Origin of the sequence: Roseinatronobacter monicus (assembly GCF_006716865.1) — a bacterium.
Lineage (GTDB): Bacteria > Pseudomonadota > Alphaproteobacteria > Rhodobacterales > Rhodobacteraceae > Roseinatronobacter > Roseinatronobacter monicus.
In genome coordinates, this window is the sequence record NZ_VFPT01000001.1 from 192,665 (window position 1) to 214,549 (window position 21,885).

At 57.1% G+C, this 21,885-nt stretch carries 16 protein-coding genes, 3 tRNA genes and 3 rRNA genes; 12 read left to right on the plus strand and 10 right to left on the minus strand.

Annotation, left to right across the window (positions count from 1 at the left end; genetic code table 11):
- Nucleotides 1-135: 135 nt before the first annotated feature.
- On the minus strand, nt 136-432 hold the full coding sequence (locus tag BD293_RS00740) for a hypothetical protein (RefSeq protein ID WP_142079366.1): 297 nt from the start codon (nt 430-432) through the stop codon (nt 136-138).
- Between the two features lie 201 nt (nt 433-633).
- Here BD293_RS00740 and radC point away from each other — a divergent pair, with 201 nt between their 5' ends.
- Complete coding sequence (gene radC, locus BD293_RS00745; protein WP_142079367.1) at nt 634-1,407, plus strand: RadC family protein; 774 nt, start codon at nt 634-636, stop codon at nt 1,405-1,407.
- A 23-nt stretch (nt 1,408-1,430) separates the two neighbouring features.
- On the opposite strand, the gene BD293_RS00750 is transcribed toward radC, so the two are convergent.
- On the minus strand, nt 1,431-2,468 hold the full coding sequence (locus tag BD293_RS00750; RefSeq protein WP_142079368.1) for a hypothetical protein: 1,038 nt from the start codon (nt 2,466-2,468) through the stop codon (nt 1,431-1,433).
- A gap of 113 nt (nt 2,469-2,581) precedes the next feature.
- Nucleotides 2,582-5,272, minus strand: a complete 2,691-nt coding sequence (secA, locus tag BD293_RS00755; RefSeq protein WP_142079369.1) for a preprotein translocase subunit SecA — start codon at nt 5,270-5,272, stop codon at nt 2,582-2,584.
- Nucleotides 5,273-5,495: 223 nt separating this feature from the next.
- Between secA and BD293_RS00760 the strand changes: the two genes are divergently transcribed.
- From BD293_RS00760 to mutT, 3 genes are all read left to right on the plus strand, one after another.
- Nucleotides 5,496-6,353 (plus strand): peptidylprolyl isomerase, encoded by an 858-nt coding sequence (locus tag BD293_RS00760; RefSeq protein ID WP_170207022.1) that lies wholly within the window; start codon nt 5,496-5,498, stop codon nt 6,351-6,353.
- A gap of 69 nt (nt 6,354-6,422) precedes the next feature.
- A complete protein-coding gene (argJ, locus tag BD293_RS00765) occupies nt 6,423-7,739 on the plus strand; it encodes a bifunctional glutamate N-acetyltransferase/amino-acid acetyltransferase ArgJ (RefSeq protein WP_142079371.1) in 1,317 nt (438 codons plus the stop codon).
- Complete coding sequence (mutT, locus tag BD293_RS00770) at nt 7,736-8,134, plus strand: 8-oxo-dGTP diphosphatase MutT (RefSeq protein WP_142079372.1); 399 nt, start codon at nt 7,736-7,738, stop codon at nt 8,132-8,134. The genes argJ and mutT overlap by 4 nt, the downstream gene beginning before the upstream one ends.
- Before the next feature lie 405 nt (nt 8,135-8,539).
- On the opposite strand, the gene BD293_RS00775 is transcribed toward mutT, so the two are convergent.
- The 5 genes from BD293_RS00775 to BD293_RS00795 form a co-directional block, all read right to left on the minus strand.
- A complete protein-coding gene (locus BD293_RS00775) occupies nt 8,540-8,734 on the minus strand; it encodes a Trm112 family protein (RefSeq protein ID WP_142079373.1) in 195 nt (64 codons plus the stop codon).
- Nucleotides 8,731-9,372, minus strand: coding sequence for an LON peptidase substrate-binding domain-containing protein (locus tag BD293_RS00780; protein ID WP_142079374.1), 642 nt, complete (start codon nt 9,370-9,372; stop codon nt 8,731-8,733). The genes BD293_RS00775 and BD293_RS00780 overlap by 4 nt, the downstream gene beginning before the upstream one ends.
- A 27-nt stretch (nt 9,373-9,399) precedes the next feature.
- Nucleotides 9,400-10,305 (minus strand): thioredoxin, encoded by a 906-nt coding sequence (gene trxA / locus BD293_RS00785; protein ID WP_142079375.1) that lies wholly within the window; start codon nt 10,303-10,305, stop codon nt 9,400-9,402.
- Nucleotides 10,306-10,371: 66 nt separating this feature from the next.
- Entirely contained in the window at nt 10,372-11,160 is a 789-nt protein-coding gene (locus BD293_RS00790) for an exodeoxyribonuclease III (protein WP_142079376.1), read from the minus strand.
- A gap of 225 nt (nt 11,161-11,385) precedes the next feature.
- Nucleotides 11,386-12,072 carry a response regulator transcription factor gene (locus BD293_RS00795; RefSeq protein WP_142079377.1) on the minus strand — a complete coding sequence of 229 codons (687 nt, stop codon included), beginning with the start codon at nt 12,070-12,072 and terminating at the stop codon, nt 11,386-11,388.
- A gap of 168 nt (nt 12,073-12,240) precedes the next feature.
- On the opposite strand from BD293_RS00795, the gene ribA reads away from it, so the two are divergent.
- Nucleotides 12,241-13,329: a GTP cyclohydrolase II gene (ribA, locus tag BD293_RS00800; protein ID WP_142079378.1), complete on the plus strand. Its 1,089-nt coding sequence runs from the start codon at nt 12,241-12,243 to the stop codon at nt 13,327-13,329.
- On the plus strand, nt 13,326-13,835 hold the full coding sequence (locus BD293_RS00805) for a L,D-transpeptidase family protein (RefSeq protein ID WP_142079379.1): 510 nt from the start codon (nt 13,326-13,328) through the stop codon (nt 13,833-13,835). The genes ribA and BD293_RS00805 overlap by 4 nt, the downstream gene beginning before the upstream one ends.
- A gap of 154 nt (nt 13,836-13,989) precedes the next feature.
- Here the strand turns inward: BD293_RS00805 and BD293_RS00810 are convergent, their stop codons facing one another.
- Nucleotides 13,990-15,213, minus strand: coding sequence for an MFS transporter (locus BD293_RS00810; RefSeq protein WP_142079380.1), 1,224 nt, complete (start codon nt 15,211-15,213; stop codon nt 13,990-13,992).
- 723 nt (nt 15,214-15,936) lie between these two features.
- Between BD293_RS00810 and BD293_RS00815 the strand changes: the two genes are divergently transcribed.
- From BD293_RS00815 to BD293_RS00840, 6 genes are all read left to right on the plus strand, one after another.
- Nucleotides 15,937-17,403, plus strand: a 16S ribosomal RNA gene (locus tag BD293_RS00815).
- A gap of 144 nt (nt 17,404-17,547) precedes the next feature.
- Nucleotides 17,548-17,624, plus strand: a tRNA-Ile gene (locus tag BD293_RS00820).
- 43 nt (nt 17,625-17,667) lie between these two features.
- Nucleotides 17,668-17,743: transfer RNA gene (locus BD293_RS00825), tRNA-Ala, on the plus strand.
- Between the two features lie 387 nt (nt 17,744-18,130).
- Nucleotides 18,131-21,012: ribosomal RNA gene (locus tag BD293_RS00830) — 23S ribosomal RNA — on the plus strand.
- A 106-nt stretch (nt 21,013-21,118) separates the two neighbouring features.
- A 5S ribosomal RNA gene (rrf, locus tag BD293_RS00835) occupies nt 21,119-21,233 on the plus strand.
- Together the 16S, 23S and 5S rRNA genes with 3 tRNA genes alongside form the textbook arrangement of a ribosomal RNA operon.
- Nucleotides 21,234-21,281: 48 nt before the next feature.
- A tRNA-Met gene (locus tag BD293_RS00840) sits at nt 21,282-21,358 on the plus strand.
- On the opposite strand, the gene BD293_RS00845 is transcribed toward BD293_RS00840, so the two are convergent.
- Nucleotides 21,329-21,859 carry a hypothetical protein gene (locus tag BD293_RS00845; RefSeq protein ID WP_142079381.1) on the minus strand — a complete coding sequence of 177 codons (531 nt, stop codon included), beginning with the start codon at nt 21,857-21,859 and terminating at the stop codon, nt 21,329-21,331. The genes BD293_RS00840 and BD293_RS00845 overlap by 30 nt on opposite strands.
- Between the last annotated feature and the right edge of the window lie 26 nt (nt 21,860-21,885).

The following is a 21,885-nucleotide window of genomic DNA, read 5'->3' on the forward strand; positions in this document are numbered from 1 at the left end:
TTCTCTGCGCCCTCTGGATATTCCGACGCGCTGAAAACGCGTCGGAAACTGTTATGCTTTGACTGGAAAAATCAGCATCCCCACATGGCCCAAGTTACCCGCTTGGACTCGTGGTCTTGCTGTCATAGCTCCAGATTAGCTGCCCTTACGGCACGGTGCGGGGCGCATTACGTAATGGCCGGGGCGCACAAGGTGCTTCTTTTCTTCGTAGATCGCGGGGTAGTGCATGCGATATACTTGCTCAACACCTTTGCCATTGCGGTACTCAAGGGTTGTTTTCGCCGCTTTGACCATGTGCTTTGTGGTCCTGTATTCAGGTGCCACATAGACCTTGTCAAAACACTCAACAACGTGTCCTTTCCAAGCTGCCGCCGGTGTCGCTAAAAACGGCGCCAATGCCAGAGCAAGTGCCGGGAGTGCGATTCTCTTCATTGTAGTCCTCCAAGTGAAAGTTATTTTTCAAGTTTCTGACTGCTCAAATGCCCCTGATAAGTGCGCGGAAACTTGCTTGTTCACAAGATTATGCCACACTTGTGAAAATGCTAGCACCAGATTTTTGTTCTGGCAACACGCCTGAGCAGATAAAATTGATAGTTAATCAATTGTTAGGAAAATTTCGCACATAGTATCGGGATGACCAGATCCTGCGCTTCATCCCCTGACAACCGCTTGCCATTGTTCGACAGGCGCGATTCCGCACCGGAAAAAATGGCTGCGCCGGTCAGTTCCAAGGTGCCTTCGTATATGCGCGACCATCGCCAGCGGTTGCGCGAACGCTTCGATTCCGGTGGGGCTGGCGCGATGCCTGACTATGAGCTGCTGGAAATGGTGCTCTTCAGGGTGCTCATACGGCAAGATGTGAAGCCATTGGCGCGCAGCCTGATTGACACTTTTGGTGATCTGAGTGGGGTTCTGGCCGCGTCGCCTGCGCGTTTGCGCGCCGTATCCGGCGTTGGCGCGGCAGTTATCACGGAACTCAAGCTGATCGAGGCCTGTGCGCAGCGTATGGCGCGTGCAAAAGTTATGAACCGCCCGGTTCTGTCGAGTTGGGCGGCCTTGTTGGACTATTGCCACACGGCAATGTCACACCGGGAAACCGAGCAGTTTCGCATTCTGTTTCTGGATCGCAAAAATGTTCTTGTTGCGGATGAGGCGCAGGCAGAGGGTACTGTTGACCATGTGCCTGTCTATCCCCGCGAAGTCATGCGTCGCGCGTTGGAACTGAATGCCTCGGCGCTTATACTTGTGCACAACCACCCGTCTGGCGACCCCACACCTTCCGAAGCTGACATTGTCATGACCGCTTCAATTCGCACAGCGGCCGAGGCGCTGTCGATCGTGCTGCATGACCATATCGTTATCGGCAAATCTTGCGAGTTGAGCTTTCGCAGCGAAGGGCTGTTGTGAGGGCGCGCCCAGTCATAAGCGATTTACTGCGACAGGGCCGCATGTTGCGGGGCAAATTCTACACCCATCACGGCCATGCCGGGCTGTGCCGGGCATTCGGGAACTGCAAAAACGATCTCTTTCAGATGCGTATTGGCGGTGTCACCATTGTCCGAGATGAATGCAGAAACATCCTGCGCGCATTGCTCTTCGGTAAACTGCAACTCCACTTCAACGCGGCTTTTGCCCGACAAACCAACCGGAATAGAGTAGATTTCCGCGATCATAGGCTCTGGCCCGCGAACTTCGCCCAGCGAGATCAGAAAAGCCTCGTCAAGATCAGAGTCAAAAGGCTTTAGCGCGTGGACATGGCCTGTATCGCCGTGCTGCGCCCCATCATGATAGGCGTGCAGCGAAAACCGCGCTTCGCCGTTCCACTGCAAGGCAATCCTCAGGTGGTCGTCAGCATCGGGGATTGTCAGTTTTGTTTGCAGGAAGATGTCATCAGACAAAAACACATCCACTTTCGCATCCACAGACAGGGCAGGCAAAAAGGCTGAGAAGCTGCCGTCGTCAGATGTATATGCGCTGAATGCCAGATCGTTATGGCTGATGACAAGGCGCGTATCTGGGTGACATGGCGCGTCCAGCATCAATTCGATCAGGCCATCGACCATTGGCGCGGATGTCAGGCTTGGGCTGCATGCGGCAGCGTCCGGCGCGCTCTGACCCTCTTCCAGTTCGAGATTAGACGCAAATTCCACGGCGTTCAGAACCAGCGGTGCAATATCAAGCTGCGCAGTGTTCGCGCCACTGTCATCAAGTGCGGCAAATTCCGTGTCAGCAATGCCGCTTTCGGACTGCGCGGGTATGTCCGCTGTGGGTTCGGTGCCAAACTGAAGCTTTGCGCCGTTGCCAACAAGGCCTGCGCCCATAACTTGCGCTGACTGGGCGTGTCGCTCAGACGGATTGGAACCGCCAGCCTTCGCGGCATTGCCCGAAAGGTGGTTGGTTGCGAAAACCGACGCGGAGATGCCCGCGCAAAGAATCGCAACACCGCGGATAATCATCTTCTTTTCCATCACGACACCCAATTTCTAACCCTATGCTGGGGATAGGTGGCGATTCGGGCGGCAATGGGGCACAAATTTGTCGGCTTTCTAAAAAGCGAAACAAACTTTCTGCGTCGGAAGGATTACAAGACGCTGCCGTGACAATGTTTGAACTTCTTGCCCGACCCGCAGGGGCACAGGTCGTTCCGGCCCGGATTGCCCCACGTGCTGGGGTCCGTCTCATCAAAGCCTTCGATCAACGGGGTGGGCGGCTGACCATCATTTTCCTGCGCGACATTCACGCTTTGCTGTTGCAGGGCAAGTTGCTGCATCATGGCCTTTTGTTCTTCTTCGCTCAGCGGGCGGATGCGCGACAGGTAGCGTGCAACATCTTCGCGCAAGGAATTGAGCATTTTCTCGAACAGCAGGAACCCTTCGGCCTTGTACTCGTTCAGCGGGTCTTTCTGAGCATAGCCGCGGAACCGCACTGCCGAGCGCAGATGGTCCAGTGTCAGCAGGTGTTCGCGCCATTTCTTGTCAATCGTTTCCAGCAAGACCTGCTTTTCCAGATTGCGCAGCGTCTCTTCGCCGAACTGCTCTTGCTTTTGCACCATAAGGGCGTCTGACGCTTCGACCATTCGTTCGCGCACGACCTCCTGATCGACGCCGTCTTCCTCGCCCCAGTCTTCTGCGGGCACATCCAGCCCAAGCTTTTCGCGTGTCTGCGTGCGCAGGCCTTCCATATCCCATTGTTCGGCATATGATTTTGCAGGCATATGTTCGTCAATCAAGTCATCAATCACCTGATGGCGCATGTCGTCCACAATCTCTGACAGATCATCGGATTCCATGATTTCAAGACGCTGCTCGAAGATCACGCGGCGTTGGTCATTCATGACGTTGTCGTATTTCAGCAATTCCTTGCGAATATCGAAATTGCGTGCCTCGACCTTGCCCTGTGCCTTTTCCAGCGACTTGTTCACCCAAGGGTGCACAATCGCTTCGCCTTCCTTCATGCCCAGCGTAGACAGCACCTTTTCCAGCCGCTCAGAGCCGAAAATGCGCATCAGGTCATCTTCCAGCGACAGAAAGAAGACCGAGCGTCCGGGGTCGCCCTGACGGCCAGAGCGGCCACGCAACTGGTTGTCGATCCGGCGGCTTTCATGGCGTTCGGTCGCCAGAACGAACAAACCACCAGCGGCCAGAACCTTTTGCTTCTCGTCCGCAACTTCTGCGTCTATGCGGGCGCGCACTTCTGTCGGGTCGGCGTCGGGGTCTTCGGCCAAAGCTTGCAGCACCCGCATTTCGACATTGCCGCCCAGTTGAATATCGGTGCCGCGACCGGCCATGTTGGTGGCAATCGTCACAGCGCCCAGACGGCCGGCATCGGCCACGATCTGCGCTTCCTGTTCGTGCTGACGGGCATTGAGCACGTTATGCGTGATCTCTGCTTTCTTCAGCATCGCCGCCAGTTCCTCGGATTTCTCGATCGAGGTGGTGCCGACGAGGATCGGTTGACCCTTGGCATGTGCTTCGCGAATCTCGGCCAGCACCCCGTCCAGTTTTTCCTGTGCGGTGCGGTAGACCTGATCGTGTTCGTCCAGACGCGCGATCGGCAGGTTTGTCGGAATTTCGACCACGCCCAGATTGTAAATCTCGCGGAATTCGTCGGCTTCGGTCGACGCCGTACCTGTCATGCCGCCCAGTTTCTTATACAGGCGAAAGTAATTCTGAAATGTAACCGAAGCATAGGTCACGTTTTCGGGCTGGATGGCCGCGCCTTCCTTTGCCTCGATGGCCTGATGCAGACCCTCGGACAGGCGACGCCCGACCATCATTCGGCCAGTGAATTCGTCAATCAGCACAACTTGCCCGTCGCGGACAATATAGTTCTGGTCCTTGTGGAACAGTTTATGTGCGCGCAGACCCTGATTCACGTGATGCACAAGCGATGTGGATTCCGGGTCATAGAGCGATTGCTCTTCGGGCAGAAAGCCTTCTTCGTGCAGTTTCGCCTCGATGAATTCATTGCCTTCATCGGTCAGGGTGGCGTTGCGGATTTTTTCGTCAATCGTGTAATGCTCGGGCTGAAGCGAGGGGATCAGGCCGTTCACTTTGACATACAGGTCAGACCTGTCTTCGGCGGGGCCGGAAATAATCAGCGGCGTGCGCGCCTCATCAATCAGGATCGAGTCGACTTCGTCTACGATGGCGAAGAAATGCCCGCGTTGGTTCATCTCTTCGCGGCGCAGGCGCATGTTGTCGCGCAGATAGTCAAAGCCCAGCTCGTTATTGGTGGCATAGGTCACATCTGCGGCATAGGCCTCTTTCTTTTCGGCATCGGGTTGCTGCGAATAGACAACGCCGCAGCGCATCCCCAGCCTGCTAAAGACTTTGCCCATCCATTCCGAGTCGCGCTTGGCCAGATAGTCGTTGACGGTGACAATATGCACGCCTTCGCCTGTCAGTGCGTTCAGATAGGCAGGCAGGGTGGCAACAAGGGTTTTACCTTCGCCTGTTTTCATTTCGGCAATATTGCCCCGGTGCAGGAAAATCCCGCCGATCAGCTGCACATCGAATGCGCGCAGACCCAGTGCACGGCGCGCACCCTCGCGGCAATTGGCAAAGGCTTCGGGCAGCACGGCATCCAGGCTTTCGCCCTCGGCCACTCGTTTTTTCAAGTCGTCGGTTTTTGCGATCAGCTCCGCATCCGACATGGCTTGAAAATCCGGCTCCAGCGCGTTGATCTGTGCGACCAGCGGGCGCACGGTCTTGACCTTGCGGTCATTCGACGTGCCAAAAACCTTCTTCGTGATCGATCCAAGACCCAGCATGCGCTTCCTGCCTCTTAATTTCCAAAAGCGGACAGATGCTCTGCCGCTAACCAATTCGTCATGGTCCGTCACCAGTGCCGGGGTTGTCGGCACGCGCAGGCTTCCATAGAAGGGCAAGTGAACCGCACGGCCCCCAAGCAGGCAGACCTTGTCAGCGATGTAATGGGCGGCCCCAAAAGTGTCAACGATGCGCGCCCGCCGCGCCCTGCAAGGAGATAGAAATATGGTCAGATTTTCTCGATTCAGCGTAGCTGTCGCCACAATGATGGCTGTCAGCGCCCCCGCGCTGTCAGAAACCGAGCCGACACGCGACACTGTACTGGCAACTGTAAACGGCACCGAGATTACCGTGGGCCACCTGCTGGCTGCGCGCGAGACCTTGCCAGAGCAGTTTCAGGAAATGCCCGGCGAGGCCCTGTTTCAGCCGCTGGTGGAGCAATTGATCGAGCAAACCGCGATTATGCAAGAAGCTGAAGGCACGCTTTCCGTGCGCGAACAGATTGCGTTTGAGAATGAGCAGCGCGCCTTTATCGCCAATGCAGCACTGACCCGCGTGGCCAGCGAAGCGCTGAGCGAAGAAAATGTGAACGAGGCGTATACCGCTTTTGTCACCGAATTTGACGGGCGCGAGCCAACACCGGAATTCAACGCCTCGCATATCATCGTCGAGACGGAAGAAGAAGCGCAGGCGCTGCGCGGCGAGCTGGATGAAGGCGCGGATTTCGCGGAACTGGCGCGCGAGCATTCGATGGATGGGGCTGCCGCTGGCGGTGGGTCGCTGGGCTGGTTTGGCCTTGGCGCCATGATCCCGGAATTTGAAGAAGCAGTGCAGGAATTGGAAGTAGGCGAATATATGGGCCCGCTTGAAACCAGTTTCGGCTGGCATCTGGTGCTGTTGAACGACACGCGCATGTCGCAGGCTCCGGAACTGGAAGACGTGCGCGAAGCACTGGAAGAGAACCTTCAGCGTGAAGCGGCGCAAGCGGCCCTGAACCGTGCGACCGAAGCTGCCGCGATCGAGCGCAACTATGAAGATATCGACGCCGCGATCATGTCACGCACCGAGCTTCTGGACGACTGATCCGCTGGGGTGTAGGACAAGGCAGATACCGGCCCGAGTATCGGGCCGGATTTGTTAAGGAGCACCGGCATGGGCGCGAAGAAAAAGCTCAAACGCAAGATCAAATCGCTGAAATCCGCATTGCGGGTGCAGCACGCGCCAGCGGCCAAGGTGGCGCTGGTGTCGCCCTTGGCCCCTGCCGCCTTTCCTGACCTGCCGGTCATCAAGGGCGCACGCTTTGCCAGCGTTGCCGCCGGTGTGCGCTACAAGGGCCGCACCGACGTGGTGCTGGCACAACTTGACCCCGGCACAGTTGTTGCAGGCACGTTTACGCGCTCTGCCACGCGTGCGGCGTCGGTGTTGGATGCGCAGGCGAAAATTGTGGGCGACAGTGCCAAAGGTGCGGCCATTCTGGTCAATTCCGGCAATGCCAATGCCTTTACAGGCGCACAAGGGCAGGAGTCGGTCGCAGCCATTTGCGCTGCTGTGGCGGAAAAACTAGGCCTGCCGACAGAGCGTGTTTTCACAGCGTCTACAGGTGTGATTGGCGAGGCATTGCCGCATGACCGCATTATTGCTGCGCTGGGGGATCTGACCACTGCGCTGGATCAGGACGGTCTGCCCGGTGCGGCCCGCGCCATCATGACCACCGACACCTTCCCCAAAGGCACTGCCAAGACAGTAGAGATTGACGGCAAGCCGGTCCAGATTGCGGGCATCGCCAAAGGCTCTGGCATGATCGCGCCGGACATGGCGACCATGCTTGTCTATATCTTTACCGATGCAAAGATCGCGCGCCCCGTTTTGCATGCGCTGGTCACTGGCCTGACGGATCGCAGTTTCAATTGCATTACTGTAGACAGCGATACGTCAACCTCGGACATGCTGTTGGTTGCAGCGACAGGGCAGGCTGACGCGCCCGAAATCACTGAGATCGACAGCGATGCGGGCAAAGCTTTTGCCGATGGGCTGGGGGCGGTCATGCGCGACCTTGCCCATCAGGTTGTGCGCGATGGCGAAGGGGCGACCAAGTTTATCGAGGTGGCCGTTACGGGCGCGCGGTCCGATGCGGATGCGCGCAAGGTGGCGTTTGCGATTGCCAATTCGCCGCTGGTGAAAACCGCCGTTGCGGGCGAAGACCCCAATTGGGGGCGGATCGTCATGGCGGTGGGGAAATCCGGGGCCGAGGCTGACCGCGACCGGCTGTCCATTCGGTTTGGGCCACATCTGGTGGCGACGAATGGTCAGGTCGCCCCAAGCTATGCCGAGGACATCGGGGCCAGCTATATGAAAGGGCAGGAATTGGTGATCGGGGTTGATCTGCGCCTTGGGGAAGGGGCCGCGACGGTCTGGACCTGTGATCTGACCAACCGCTATATCGAGATCAACGCGGATTACCGGTCGTGAAAACAGTTCTTGTCGCAGCCGTTGCGCTGGTCGATGCCGACGGGCGCATTTTGTTGGCGCAACGGCCCGAAGGCAAGGCGATGGCCGGGCTGTGGGAATTTCCCGGTGGCAAAATCGAGTCGGGAGAGACACCGGAAGTTGCCCTGATACGCGAATTGCAAGAAGAACTGGGCATCGACACATGGGCCAGTTGCCTGGCACCGCTGACTTTCGCCAGCCATTCCTATGATGACTTCCACCTGCTCATGCCGCTGTTCATCTGCCGCAAATGGGAGGGGCAGGTGTCCAGTCAGGAAGGGCAGGCGCTGAAATGGGTGCGCCCTGCCGATTTGCGCAACTATCCGATGCCCGCGGCTGATCTGCCACTGATTCCCATTCTGCGCGATTGGCTGTAAGGCCACTCCCGTGTGAAATTTCAGTTTTGGAAACAATTTTGGCACTTGCGCCTTATTGTGCTTGCTAGGGAGGCACCCGCTTTGGTGCCGCCTGAAATCATGGTTAAAATGAGATGAAAACCGACCAGCCATATTGCTGACCCGCTTTTTTTGGCCATACTCATTTCAGGCAAAGCGGGAAAGCAAGATAATCTGCGCAATCTGGATAGGTAAGTATGTTACTACTCAGGGCGTGTTTCTCAGCGATCTTGCGAATGGTCACATTGTTATTCGGGCAGGTCAGAAGGTTCTGACGGGTCGTCCGATCTCCAAGCGCGTCGCCTGAACACCGCCGCGTGGTTTCTACTCAGAACGCCCTGATTTCCAGATCAGGGCGTTTCGCGTTGTGGCATCGGTACATACGGGTCAGTCGATGTCGCGCGCTTCATCTATCAGCATGATGGGAATACCATTGCGGATCGGGAACGCCAGATGCGCGGCTTTTGAGATTAATTCTTGGCGCTGCACATCGTAATTCAGCCGACCATTCGACACAGGGCATACCAACGCTTCAAGCATATGGCGGTTTGTCAGCCCCTTGACGGGCAGCTCTTGGGTCATTGCACCATCTCGTCATCGCCACCGTGCAAGCCAAATTCCATCAACATCACAAGTGTTTCGCGCCGTGTTTCGAGAGAGGGTGCTTCCAGCAGCGCCTGTTTGTCATCAGGCTCGAACGGGCAGAGCATGGACAGAGAGTTGATCAGCAACTCATCTTCTGCATCTTTCAGGCTGCTCCAATCAGTAGAAAGCTGGTGCATGGTGAAAAACCGTTGCAGAAGGTCAAAGAAGCGGTCGCGGTCAAGGCCGGGGTCTTTTTCTTCGTGCCCCTGATCGCGCGTGAAATCGGCCCAGTCTGCCTCTGTCCGGCGATAGGGCGCGAAGCCCGTAATCTCCTTGCGGACCCGAAACCGCGAGATACCCGTCAGCGTGATAAGGTAGCGCCCGTCCTCGGTTTCGGAAAACGCTGTCAACCTGCCTGCGCATCCAATGCTGTGCAGCGTCTTCTCCTCGCTGCCCGGCAGATCGCGTGACTGGATCATGCCCAGCAGCCGCTGCGGCGTTTTCATGCAATCCTCGATCATCGCCAGATAGCGCGGCTCGAATATGTGCAGCGGCAACCGGGCGCGCGGCAAAAGCAGCGCGCCTGGAAGCGGAAAAATCGGGATCACATCTGGCAGGTCTTTTATGCGTGTCATTATCGGCAACCTAATCCGTTAGGGCGATCAGGCAAATATCATTGAGCTTAACCTGCGACGCCCCTTGGCAGCCAGTGGATCACTGGGTTTCAGCGCCTCAAAAATCGTGAAAAGCTGGGTTTTGGCGGCACCCTCGTTCCACTCGCGGTCGCGGCGAAACAGTTCCAGCAAATGCTCAATCGCGTCTTCAACCTCGCCCGTGGCATATAGTGCCTGCGCCAGTTCGAAACGGGCCTGATGATTATCTGGGTCGGCCTCTAACGCTGCGCGCAACTCATCGACTGGCCCTGCCTGCTCGGCCTGACGCGCCAGTGCAAGCACGGCGCGCGCGGCATCGGCTTCGGGGCTGTTGGCAATATCGGGGTGGCCATTGGCCAGCAGCGCTTCGGCCTGATCCAGACTGCCAGCCGCGATCTGTGCGCGCACGAGCCCGCCGAAGGCGCGGGCATTGGTTTCTTCCTGCCCCAGCACGGCGGCAAACACCTCTGCTGCGTCAACAACTGCGCCTTGCTCCAGCATCTCTTCGGCTTCGTCGAGTGCCGCGCCAAGCCCGTCATCACCGGCCATCGCGGCAAGCTTGCTCACAAACTCCTTAAGTGCGGAGGCAGGTTGTGCGCCCTGAAAGGCATCCACCGGCTGGCCCTGAAAGAAGGCATAGACTGTCGGGATGGACTGCACGCGCAACTGCGCCGCAATGCCCTGATTTTCATCGACATTGATCTTGACCATGCGCACCTTGCCTTTGGCTGCGCGCACTTCCGCTTCCAGTGCCGGGCCAAGTGTCTTGCACGGTCCGCACCACGGTGCCCAGAAATCGACTATAACCGGCACTGTCTGGCTGGCTTCGATTACTTTGACCATGAAATCTTGCTCTGATCCGTCCATGATCAGATTTGCATCGTCGGCGGCGTTGCCTGTGCCTAATTCCAACATTTTTGCCCTCATTTCGGTTAAAGATTTGCAGCCTATATGGGCCGTGCAAGTGCAAAGGGAAAGGGGTCAGACCTCAAAGCTGGCAAAGACAGGCGCATGATCTGACGGTTGCGTCCATCCGCGCGCGTCCCGCCGGATACGAGAACCGTGTGCGGATGCCGCAATGTCGGCGCTGGCCCAGATATGGTCGAGCCTGCGCCCCTTGTCGGCGGCGTCCCAGTCGCGCGCCCGGTAGGACCACCATGAATACAGCTGCCCTTCGGGAATATCCTGGCGTGTGATGTCCACCCAAGCACCGGCATCTTGCATGTCGGCCAGATGTTCCACTTCAATCGGGGTGTGGGACACAACTTTCAGCAATTGCTTGTGTGACCAGACATCATCTTCGCGCGGCGCGATGTTCAGATCGCCCACAAGAATGGACTTCTCGGGGCGCGTGTCGCGGAAATGGTCGCGCATTTCGGTCAGAGTATCTAGCTTGTGGCCGAATTTCTCGTTCACAGAGCGGTCAGCGACATCACCACCTGCGGGGATATAGCAGTTGTGGATGGTCACGCCATTTTCCAGCTTTGCGGCGACATGGCGCGCATCGCCCTTGCCGCACCAGTCGATGTGACCCGCATCTTCCAAGGGCAGGCGCGACAGGATGGCGACGCCGTTATACCCCTTTTGCCCGCGTGCGACCCAATGCCCATAGCCCGCCTGCGCAAACAGATCGAAGGGAATTTTATCAACGGGGCTTTTGCACTCCTGAAGGCACAGAATGTCGGGCGCGTCTTCGGTCAGCAGTTTCAGCACAAGTTGCGCTCGAAGCCGGATCGAATTGATGTTCCATGTCGCAAGGGTAAAGGTCATGTCGCGCCTCCGTTAACTATGCCCCCTAGATGCACGGACAAGGCGCGCGCGACAACCCGAAAGCATACAGAAAAAAGACCGGGCCAAAGGCCCGGTCCAGTCCAACAGGGAGGAGTTTGCGCCATACCCCGGCGCAATGGGGAGGGAGGAGGAATAGAAACACAATCGCTTCTGAAACCTAATATTATGTATCAGTCTGGCAACGATACGGCGCGCCAAAGGCAATTATGAGGCAAGCCGATAGCCGCCCGATTCCGTTACCAACAGGGTTACATTCGAGGGGTCAGGCTCGATCTTCTGGCGCAGGCGGTAGATATGCGTCTCTAGCGTGTGGGTGGTGACGCCTGCATTGTAGCCCCACACCTCGTGCAGCAAGACGTCGCGCTGAACCACGCCATCTGGTGCGCGGTACAGGAATTTCAGAATGTTCGTCTCTTTCTCGGTCAGCCTGATCTTGCGCTCATTCTCGTCGAGCAGCATTTTCTGCGCTGGCTTGAACAGATATGGGCCAAGCTGGAAGACAGCATTTTCCGACTGTTCATGCTGGCGCAACTGTGCGCGCAACCGCGCCAGCAAGACCGGCAGTTTGAACGGTTTGGTAATGTAGTCATTCGCACCCGAATCCAGCCCCAGAATGGTGTCTGCATCCGAATCGTGCCCGGTCAGCATGATGACAGGCGATTTGAACCCGGCCTTGCGCATCCGTTTGCACAATTCGCGCCCGTCGGTATCGGGTAGGCCCACATCCAGAATTGCCATATCAAACTGGCCTGCGCGCACCTGTTCCATAGCCTCGGCGCCATTGGCGGCCTCGAACACATCGAATTCATCGGTCATGACCAGTTGTTCAGACAATGCTTCGCGCAGATCGTCATCATCATCTACCAGCAAGATTTTATTCAGCTTTGCCATGGTGTCACCTTTGTTTGTTCTATTGTGAACACATGCGGAGCAGTTGCACGCGAAACAAGATTTGCTACAAAACTCTCACGCGGTCGTGTCGGGGCGGGCCTGATTGTTTCAATTCTGACAAAGGCGCGCTACATCTGGCCTGTCACTTTTCCTAATCTGGTGCTGCACATGGCCCTTGGCCTGACCCCTGTCGAGAAGATCAACCGCGCGCGCGCCGACATGCGGCTGGGGGTGCCGGTCATGTTGCAGGGCGCTGGCGCGCAGGCATTGGTCCTTGCGGCCGAGGTGGTGACACCTGCGCGGCTGGAAGGTCTGCGCGCTTTGGGGCCGGGGCTGGTGTTGGCGCTGACGCGTCACCGCGCCGAGACATTGAAAGCGCGCGCCTATGACGGCGATCTGGCGCGGGTGATTGTCCCGGACGATATGGGTTGCGATTGGCTGCGCGCGCTGGCCGACCCTGCCGACGATCTGCGCCACCCGATGAAAGGCCCGTTGATGAGCATGCGCGACGGGCAGGCTGATCTGCACCGCGTGGCCTTGGGGCTGGTGAAATCCGCGCAATTGCTGCCTGCCGTGCTGGTCTTGCCGCTGGCCGATGCCGATGCCGCGGGCGCATTTGGCCTGACCGCGCTGGATGCGCAGCATCTGAGCCATGAATTGCAGCGCGAAACTGTCCTCTCGCCGGTTATCAGCGCGCGCTTGCCGATGGCGGCGGCGCAGGCGGGGCGGGTGCACATTTTCCGCCCGCGCGATGGCGGGGTGGAGCATTATGCCATCGAGATCGGCCAGCCTGATCGAACCCAGCCGGTTCTGGCGCGGCTGCATTCGGCCTGTTTCACCGGCGATGTGCTGGGGTCGTTGAAATGCGATTGCGGCCCGCAACTGCAAGCCGCCCTTGCACAGATGGGGCAAGAGGGGGCAGGGGTACTGCTGTATCTTAATCAGGAAGGGCGCGGGATCGGGCTTGCCAACAAGATGCGCGCCTATTCTTTGCAGGATCAGGGCTTTGACACAGTCGAGGCCAATCACCGGCTGGGCTTTGAGGATGACGAGCGCGATTTCCGCATCGGGGCGGGGCTGTTGCGCACAATGGGCTTTGGGCAGGTGCGGCTGCTGACGAATAACCCGCGCAAGGTCGACATGCTGAACACACATGGCCTGAGCGTGGTCGAGCGTGTGGCCCTGCGCGTGGGCGAGACGGAAGAAAACCGCGCCTATCTTGCCACCAAGGCGGCGAAATCGGGACATTTCCTATGACGCCAGCGGATATGGTGCTGACGCGGCAGGGGGTGCGGTTTAAGGGGCGGATCTATCCCTGCACAATCGGGCGCGGGGGCGTGAGCCGCGACAAGCGCGAAGGGGATGGCGCAACCCCTGTGGGGGTGCATCGGCTGGTAGGGATGCTGTATCGGCCCGACCGTCTGGCGCGGCCTGCCGATTGGGCGTTGCCGATTGGCCCGCGCGATCTGTGGTCGGATGATCCGCGCCATGAGGATTACAATCTGATGGTGCGTGCACCCTATCGCCACAGCCACGAGCGGCTGTGTCGCGCAGACCCGATGTATGATCTGATTATTCTGACGGGCTGGAACTGGCCACGGGCGGAACGCGGGCGCGGGTCGGCGATTTTCATTCATCAATGGCGCAGACCGGGGGCCCCGACGGCGGGGTGCATCGGGCTGTCCCTACAGAATTTGCACGCGATTGCGCCCCTGATCGAATATAGCACGCGGCTGATCGTGCCGGATGTGCTGGCAGGTTAATGTCCACCAGCTGACAGAAGCTTCGTGTGCTGCTGTCGGTTTTTGTGACACCGGTCTGATATCGGGGCTTTTCGGACATAACGGTCACGTGACGGGCTGACGCCCTTGGGGCCGTGCGTTGGTGCCTGATTTATAACCCTACCATATACTGCACCTAATCCCGCTTTCGGCCCCGGCGCAGCAACCGCCCGATCAGGAAAGACGTGCGCGGCACATATTCATAGCGTGTGCGCGCACTCGGTGTGGCGCGCGCGCGCATCCGTGCCAGCCCGAACACCACCAGCACGATATGCGCGAGAGAGATGAACACGAACATCGCCGCAGGCCCTTTCAGATCGATCAGCAAGGACGCAATCAGCGGGCTGGCGATTGCGCCCACGGCATAGAGGAACATCAGTGCGGCGGACAACTCCACCGCCTCTGACGGGTCGGTAAAGTCATGGGCATGGGCGGCGGAAATGGAATAGATCGGAAAGGTCGTCATCCCGAAAAAGCTTGCGGCCAGAAAAATCGCCACCACACCCCGGTCGGCGCTCGCCACTGTCGCCACACAAGCCAGCACCGAGGCGACCGACAGCCAGATCAGCACCACGCGCCGGTCATATTTGTCGGCCAGCCACCCCACCGGTATCTGCACCACAGCGCCCCCCAGCACATAGGCCGCCAGAAACAGCGCGATCACTTCGGCCTTTAGCCCCACAGACAGCGCATAAAGCGGCCCCACCATTCGGAACGCGGCCCCCGTGATGCCCGACACCACGACCCCCACAGCGGCCAAAGGCGAGCGGTTCCACGCAAAGCCCGGCCGCAGCCTTGGCGCACCGGCGACAGGCGGGGCTTCGGCCCGTGTCAGCACCAGCGGGAACAGCGCGGCACAGCACAGAAGTGCGAGCAGGTTATACGAGACATAGGAGGCAGGCGTCAGCACCGCGATCAGCAACTGCGCCCCAAGGCTGCCGACAATATCGACCACACGGTACACACCCATCGCGCGGCCGCGGGTCTCATTGGTCAGCTTGGCCTGCAACCACGCCTCGATGATCGTGTAACACCCTGCCACCGCCAACCCCGAAGCCATGCGCAGCACGGCCCAAGCCAGCGGATGGATCACCAGCATATGCGCCAATATCCCGATCGTGCCCGCTGCGGTCAGTGCTGCGAAGGCACGCGAATGGCCGACCTGTCCCATCAGACGCGGCGCCCACCAACAGCCGATGAAAAAGCCCACGAAATGCGCTGAACCCAGCAGCCCGATTTCACCTGCGGTAAAGCCCAGCTCTACGCCTGACAGCGCGTCCAGCGGCACGACCCCGCCCAGACCAAGCTGTAATAACACAACCGACAGAAACAGAGCGGCAAAGGAGATCAGCAAGCGCATGGGGGAGGCTCCGGGACACTGGCGCGAGAGTGCCGCGCCGCCGGGCGAAGGTCCAGCGCGATATGCGCGGCCTGCGCAGAATCTCCAGCGGCTGAGTCGGGCTGATTCCCTGCGCGGAGCAGCAGAATCGATGCGAGCCGGAAAACAAGGCCAAATAATCTGCCGATTCTCGAATCGCGCAGCAAGTGGGGCGGCCGAGCCGGGTTCTTTTCCGAAAGCCAGGGCCGCGCCGACGCAGGAAAAATGCGCAAGCCTGCCTAAATGCAGGGCGATATGTGAAAAGCGACAGTTTTGCGAATTTCTCTCTTGCGGTGTTTGTTTGTATTGCCTAGATAGCGCTTCACCGGCGGCGGGAACGCAGCTTGGATGATCGGAAGCTTTCGGGTTTTTGGTTTAGAGATTTCGAGACAGGGTTGCATGGGGTTGCGCCGAGAGTGGTGCCGCGCTGTGTATGTTTTTGTCTTGTGTTGTTTGACAGATTTGGAACTTGAAGAGATATGCGGGCGGTTTGGTTCATTCGATGGATCGGCCCTTCACATATCGGCTCGCTAGGATGGCTTTATAGTTGTTCGATGATGCGGGTGTCAGCTTCACTGTTTTGCGGCTTTTGTTTTCTTTGGAGGACGAGAGCACAAAACGGAAAAAGACGCGTTTGGGGAGAGATCTCTGAGCGTGTGATATGTGCTTGGGTTTGACGTCAAGGATATGGATTTCGGTCCATTTCAACTTGAGAGTTTGATCCTGGCTCAGAACGAACGCTGGCGGCAGGCTTAACACATGCAAGTCGAACGAGATCTTCGGATCTAGTGGCGGACGGGTGAGTAACGCGTGGGAACGTGCCCTTTGCTACGGAATAGTCCCTGGAAACGGGGTTTAATACCGTATATTCTCTCCGGAGGAAAGATTTATCGGCAAAGGATCGGCCCGCGTTGGATTAGGTAGTTGGTGGGGTAATGGCCTACCAAGCCCGCGATCCATAGCTGGTTTGAGAGGATGATCAGCCACACTGGGACTGAGACACGGCCCAGACTCCTACGGGAGGCAGCAGTGGGGAATCTTAGACAATGGGGGAAACCCTGATCTAGCCATGCCGCGTGAGCGATGAAGGCCTTAGGGTTGTAAAGCTCTTTCGCTGGGGAAGATAATGACGGTACCCAGTAAAGAAGCCCCGGCTAACTCCGTGCCAGCAGCCGCGGTAATACGGAGGGGGCTAGCGTTGTTCGGAATTACTGGGCGTAAAGCGCGCGTAGGCGGATTGGAAAGTTGGGGGTGAAATCCCGGGGCTCAACCCCGGAACTGCCTCCAAAACTATCAGTCTGGAGTTCGAGAGAGGTGAGTGGAATTGCGAGTGTAGAGGTGAAATTCGTAGATATTCGCAGGAACACCAGTGGCGAAGGCGGCTCACTGGCTCGATACTGACGCTGAGGTGCGAAAGTGTGGGGAGCAAACAGGATTAGATACCCTGGTAGTCCACACCGTAAACGATGAATGCCAGACGTCGGCAAGCATGCTTGTCGGTGTCACACCTAACGGATTAAGCATTCCGCCTGGGGAGTACGGTCGCAAGATTAAAACTCAAAGGAATTGACGGGGGCCCGCACAAGCGGTGGAGCATGTGGTTTAATTCGAAGCAACGCGCAGAACCTTACCAACCCTTGACATGGATATCGCGGGACCAGAGATGGTTCTTTCAGTTCGGCTGGATATCACACAGGTGCTGCATGGCTGTCGTCAGCTCGTGTCGTGAGATGTTCGGTTAAGTCCGGCAACGAGCGCAACCCACGTCCTTAGTTGCCAGCAGGTTAAGCTGGGCACTCTAAGGAAACTGCCGATGATAAGTCGGAGGAAGGTGTGGATGACGTCAAGTCCTCATGGCCCTTACGGGTTGGGCTACACACGTGCTACAATGGTAGTGACAGTGGGATAATCCCAAAAAGCTATCTCAGTTCGGATTGGGGTCTGCAACTCGACCCCATGAAGTCGGAATCGCTAGTAATCGCGGAACAGCATGCCGCGGTGAATACGTTCCCGGGCCTTGTACACACCGCCCGTCACACCATGGGAGTTGGGTCTACCCGAAGGTGGTGCGCTAACCAGCAATGGAGGCAGCCAACCACGGTAGGCTCAGCGACTGGGGTGAAGTCGTAACAAGGTAGCCGTAGGGGAACCTGCGGCTGGATCACCTCCTTTCTAAGGATGCTTCATGTAAGGGCTGTGCTTGCACAGACCTTCACCGAAGCACTTAGCAGTGACTATTCGTAGTCACATATTTGAGCCGGACCGTCCTCATATCTCTTCAAGATGAAACTACGCAGGCCTACCGGTCTGAACTTTGGGTCGGTAGCTCAGGTGGTTAGAGCGCACGCCTGATAAGCGTGAGGTCGGAGGTTCAAGTCCTCCTCGACCCACCATCAACCAGGCCGGGTATCTCGGGCAGAGCGGCGTAGACCTTACGGGGCCTTAGCTCAGCTGGGAGAGCGCCTGATTTGCATTCAGGAGGTCAGGAGTTCGATCCTCCTAGGCTCCACCATTACCAAAGACAGACCCAACAAGATCATCAAGCATATCTCGTGCGCAAGTCGCCCGTTCTGGGCGGGAGCACAAAAAGACATATGTTTGATCGTCCTGTTGGACGCATTGAGGGTTTTGGCCCTCATTTTACATCGTTTAGAGAGAAACATATCAGTGTCATGCTGACATCCCCGAGTGGGGGGAGGTCGGTGGTCGCAAGGCCACGAAGCATGAGACTATCAAGTCAAGTACACTAACCAATAGTTCTGAATCCGCACGGGTTCAGAGCGGGAAAAGTATACAAGCTTTTGGTTCAGATTGTGTGCAGGGGACGCAAAAGGCCCTGCACGTCAGACGATGGTGTGTCCGCTTGCGGGCATAGCGCAGTTTGGCTCTTTCTGGATCAAATCAAGCGCGATAAGGGCGTTTGGTGAATGCCTTGGCAGTAAGAGGCGATGAAGGACGTGATACTCTGCGATAAGCCTGGGGGAGGTGAGAATAACCTTTGATCCCAGGATTTCCGAATGGGGCAACCCACTTGAAGATTTTTGGTTATTGCTTCGCAATGCACACTCCGTGCCGAGCCTTGCTCGGTTTGGGGGGGCGCAAAGCGACGTGGCTATCCGAAAGTCTAACCAAGTACTTTTAGGCTGAATACATAGGCTTAAAAGAGCAAACCCGGGGAACTGAAACATCTAAGTACCCGGAGGAAAGGAAATCAATAGAGACTCCGTTAGTAGTGGCGAGCGAACGCGGACCAGCCGAGCCTTGAGTGTGACTGGAACTGTCTGGAAAGGCAGGCCATAGTGGGTGACAGCCCCGTACAGGAAGCATGATAGGACGTATCAAGTAGGGCGGAACACGTGAAATTCTGTCTGAAGATCGGGGGACCACCCCCGAAGGCTAAGTACTCCTTACTGACCGATAGTGAACCAGTACCGTGAGGGAAAGGTGAAAAGCACCCCGACGAGGGGAGTGAAACAGACCTGAAACCGGACGCCTACAAGCAGTTGGAGGGGGCATGACCCCTGACAGCGTACCTTTTGTATAATGGGTCAACGACTTGGTCTATCTAGCAAGCTTAAGCCGATAGGTGTAGGCGCAGCGAAAGCGAGTCTTAAATGGGCGCATGAGTTAGATGGATCAGACCCGAAACCGAGTGATCTAGGCATGGTCAGGCTGAAGGTTAGGTAACACTAACTGGAGGGCCGAACCCACATCCGTTGAAAAGGATCGGGATGAACTGTGCCTAGGGGTGAAAGGCCAATCAAACTCGGAGATAGCTGGTTCTCCGCGAAATCTATTTAGGTAGAGCGTCATCCGAATACCCCGGGGGGTAGAGCACTGGATGGGTAATGGGGCCCCACAGGCTTACTGATCCTAACCAAACTCCGAATACCCGGGAGTACTAGATGGCAGACACACGGCGGGTGCTAACGTCCGTCGTGGAAAGGGAAACAACCCTGACCTACAGCTAAGGCCCCTAATTCATGGCTAAGTGGGAAAGCAGGTGGGACGACCAAAACAACCAGGAGGTTGGCTTAGAAGCAGCCATCCTTTAAAGATAGCGTAACAGCTCACTGGTCTAAATAAGTTGTCCTGCGGCGAAGATGTAACGGGGCTCAAGCCATGAGCCGAAGCTTAGGATGCGAGCAATCGCATGGTAGCGGAGCGTTCTGTTCTGTACTTCTTGCGTCTTGCACGCCCTTTGGGGCGTGACGGACGCATCAGAAGTCTGCTGTGAAGCCGGCCCGTGAGGGACCGGTGGAGCGTTCAGAAGTGAGAATGTTGACATGAGTAGCGACAAACAGGGTGAGAGACCCTGTCGCCGAAAGTCCAAGGGTTCCTGCTTAAAGCTAATCTGAGCAGGGTAAGCCGGCCCCTAAGGCGAGGCCGAAAGGCGTAGTCGATGGGAACCTGGTTAATATTCCAGGGCCAGTGGGAAGTGACGGATCTCGAAGATTGTTCGCCCTTATCGGATTGGGCGGGCCGTTTAGAGGTTCCCGGAAATAGCCCCACATCAGACCGTACCCGAAACCGACACAGGTGGACTGGTAGAGAATACCAAGGCGCTTGAGAGAACCATGTTTAAGGAACTCGGCAAAATACCTCCGTAAGTTCGCGAGAAGGAGGCCCCGTCAGGACGCAAGTCTTGGCGGGGGGCACAGACCAGGGGGTGGCGACTGTTTATTAAAAACACAGGGCTCTGCGAAGTCGCAAGACGACGTATAGGGTCTGACGCCTGCCCGGTGCCGGAAGGTTAAAGGGAGGAGTGCAAGCTCCGAACTGAAGCCCCGGTAAACGGCGGCCGTAACTATAACGGTCCTAAGGTAGCGAAATTCCTTGTCGGGTAAGTTCCGACCTGCACGAATGGCGTAACGACTTCCCCGCTGTCTCAAACATGGACTCAGCGAAATTGAATTGCCTGTCAAGATGCAGGCTTCCCGCGGTTAGACGGAAAGACCCCGTGCACCTTTACTACAGCTTCACACTGGCATCAGGATTGCGATGTGCAGGATAGGTGGTAGGCTTTGAAGTGGGAACGCCAGTTCCCATGGAGCCATCCTTGAGATACCACCCTTCGCACTCTTGATGTCTAACCGCGGTCCGTTATCCGGATCCGGGACCCTGTGTGGCGGGTAGTTTGACTGGGGCGGTCGCCTCCTAAACAGTAACGGAGGCGTGCGAAGGTTGGCTCAGAGCGGTCGGAAATCGCTCGTTGAGTGCAATGGCAGAAGCCAGCCTGACTGCAAGACTGACAAGTCGAGCAGAGACGAAAGTCGGCCATAGTGATCCGGTGGTCCCGAGTGGAAGGGCCATCGCTCAACGGATAAAAGGTACGCCGGGGATAACAGGCTGATGATGCCCAAGAGTCCATATCGACGGCATCGTTTGGCACCTCGATGTCGGCTCATCTCATCCTGGGGCTGGAGTAGGTCCCAAGGGTATGGCTGTTCGCCATTTAAAGAGGTACGTGAGCTGGGTTTAGAACGTCGTGAGACAGTTCGGTCCCTATCTGCCGTGGGTGTTGGAGACTTGAGAGGAGTTGCCCCTAGTACGAGAGGACCGGGGTGAACGATCCACTGGTGGACCTGTTGTGGCGCCAGCCGCAGTGCAGGGTAGCTATGATCGGACAGGATAACCGCTGAAAGCATCTAAGCGGGAAGCCCCCCTCAAAACAAGGTCTCCCTTGAGAGCCGTGGTAGACCACCACGTCGATAGGCCGGAGATGTAAGCGCAGCAATGCGTTCAGTTGACCGGTACTAATGGCTCGATAGGCTTGATTTGATCCAGTAACAACCAAACTGACCAACAATCAAAGCAACCAAAAGCATTGACTAAATAGCCAGGTGGAAAAACAAACCCACCTCACTGATATGTGTTTCTTCTCAGGTTTGGTGGCAATAGCGCGAGCAAAACACCCGATCCCGTCCCGATCTCGGAAGTTAAGTGCCGCAGCGGCAATGGTACTGCGTCTCAAGACGTGGGAGAGTAGCTCACCGCCAAACCTGACAAGAAACACAAAACCTCTCAAAACGACACACACAAAAAACCAACGCGGGGTGGAGCAGCCAGGTAGCTCGTCAGGCTCATAACCTGAAGGTCACAGGTTCAAATCCTGTCCCCGCAACCAACTCAATCGAACTTTTTCCCTTTCGTAGCCCTCTGCATTGGCAGGGTCGGCGTTCGCCAACATCTTCACTAATCTACCCTGAATGTGCAGCGTGTGGCCTTTGCGATTTTTTTCGTAGGTCACATCAATGCGCTCAATCATTTCTTGAAGAACTTCCGCAGCACGGCCAGCGACTCCCTCATCTTGGAGCGTGTCCACGATCCTTTGTATCATTTCCTCATACTTTTTGCGCAAATCGCGGGGCAGTTCGGGCGGACCGATTTGCTTTGCCTCATGCTCGGCCTTCTTGCGGTCGAGTTCAGCGGCAACCCTTTCGAGGTCTTCTAGCAAGATGTCGTGGGCTTTTCCTGACCGCACAGCGGTCAAAAGGTTGTCCTTCTCCTTTTCGAGCCGCTTGATTGCCTTCATTCGAGTTTTTTCGGCGGCACGCTGATCTTGCCGACCATCTTCCAGTTGCTTGATGTAGGTTGATTGAAACTGGTGAAATGCGGTCTCTGCCATCAAATCATTCTGCATGACGGACAAGA